Source organism: Thermogutta sp. (assembly GCF_014359955.1).
In the GTDB taxonomy this organism is placed as follows: Bacteria; Planctomycetota; Planctomycetia; order Pirellulales; family Thermoguttaceae; genus Thermogutta.
Window position 1 is genome coordinate 1 of sequence record NZ_JACIYL010000831.1, and the last position, 1,867, is coordinate 1,867.

Annotated in this window: 2 protein-coding genes; both read right to left on the reverse strand. The window is 52.2% G+C overall.

Annotated features, from left to right (window positions below):
* Positions 1 to 156: 156 nt before the first annotated feature.
* Positions 157 to 1,572: a Gfo/Idh/MocA family oxidoreductase gene (locus H5U08_RS17380; RefSeq protein WP_297035996.1), complete on the reverse strand. Its 1,416-nt coding sequence runs from the start codon at positions 1,570 to 1,572 to the stop codon at positions 157 to 159.
* Positions 1,573 to 1,670: 98 nt separating this feature from the next.
* Positions 1,671 to 1,867, reverse strand: a 197-nt coding sequence (locus H5U08_RS17385; protein WP_297035999.1) for a hypothetical protein, incomplete at its 5' end; no start/stop codon positions are given.

Below are 1,867 nucleotides of genomic sequence, written 5' to 3' on the forward strand. Positions count from 1 at the left end.
GGCCAGTACCGCAACGCCTGCCAGAAACGCTAACCACACGACCGGTTTTATCGCTTTGGTTAACTGCTTCATGGAATATCACCCGGAATATTGAGAGTATGCTGCTTTTCTGTTTGGATTTCACCAATACGTTTTGAAGGCCGCCGAAACCACTTCTCAGATCTGTTCCGGAATTTCGTAGCCCTTTCGTTTGGGACAGTCGAGATACTGGTTTGCTTCGTCGTCTCCGGGGAAGGTTTCTTTTTCTGGATCCCACTTCAGACGACGCCCCAGCCATCTCGCGATATTCCCCAGATGGCACAGCGTGGCAATTCGATGGGCCACCTCCACATTGGCAATCGGGTCTTTACGCGTCTTGACGCATTCGAAGAAATTCTCCATATGGTTGTCGCTTTCATAGACCCGAACCGCATTCGACGGCAGGGGATCTTTATCGAGCTCTGGAGGATCACATTCGTATCCCCCGCGGAAGATCGTGATTTTTCCCTTGTCGCCGATAAATGTTCCCCCCCCACCCAGACGTTCGTCTGTACCTTCCAGTTTCAAAACGACATCATTGGGAAACCGATAGTGGATGATACTCTGACTCATCAGACTGTCGCCGCGTTTTCGATCTTCAGGTTTTGTATAAACGAGCTTTTCAAGTTTCTGGGGTGGTTCAACCCAAATTTCAACGGGTCCGGAATGATCCATTCCCAAACCCCAAAGGACCATACTCAGGCCGTGGCAGCCCCAGTTGACAAGTTCCCCGCCGGAATATGGCCGGAGCGACATCCATCCCGGTCCCACCGCCGCCTTTTCTGCCGGCTCTGCAGGGTAGTTTTCTCGATTGTAAGGGATTCGCGACAGGTAGATATTGATATTGAATGGGATGACCTCGTTCTGGCCGCACCAGTGGTCCCAATCCAGGTCGGGAGGCACGTCTTCCGCCGGAAACTGAGCATCCCACGGACTTGGATAGTTATAACCAATCACCGTGTGAACCTTGCCGATTCGCCCGTTGAGTATAAGCTCCACTGCATGACGCGTCTTAGGATGCGACCGCTGCTGTTCTCCCACCTGGAAGACCCGCTTATATTTCCGCACCGCCTGAACCATAGCCTGGCCTTCACGAATCGTGTGGCTCAGCGGTTGTTCGCCGTAAATGTCTTTGCCGGCCTGGCACGCGTGAATACAGGGAAGAAAATGGGAGTGCTCGGGCGTGGCATAGAATACAACTTCTACTTCTTTCAAGTCCAGCAATTTTCGATAGTCCTGGAACGCTGGACATTTATACTTTTCAGCCCATTGATGCGCTCTTTTCAAATTGACATCTGCCACGGCAACGATTGTCGCCTCTTTGGGGGGCTTTCCCTGGCCACCCTTTCCAATGACGAGTTGCCCGTTGCGTCGGCCGCAGCCAATGATGCCCACACCGATCCGCTCATTCGCCCCGTGGGCTGAGCTCGGGATAACTTCCGGAACAGGGACTTCGCTCTTCTTGGGACATCCTCCCACCATCCCTAAGAAAAAGCCCGATCCAACAACCACGGCGGACTTTTTAAGCAGTTGACGGCGTGAAAGCGTGGACATATTAACTCCTTTTATCTAATTCTAACTGTTCGTCTATTTATAACGTTCTGCAGCACAATGTGAGAATACGTGGCGTGCAACTTATCAAATCCACCGCGTTATGCCTGCCTCATTGCCAGATATACTTTGCGGATGGCCTTCACAATATCCTTCAGATCGTCTTCCGTGAAATTCGGGTCCATGATCACGCCACCGAAACGATTGATAATGTCAATCGTCTTGGGGCAGCACTCCGCACCGTAGCGCAGCTCTGCCGCCCGTTTGGTCCTGAAAGACGGCCATCCACGGTGAACGG

What these genes read in the sequence shown, in the direction of transcription:
- H5U08_RS17380 (WP_297035996.1), bottom strand. Translation starts at nt 1,572, where the DNA reads ATGTCCACGCTTTCACGCCGTCAACTGCTTAAAAAGTCCGCCGTGGTT.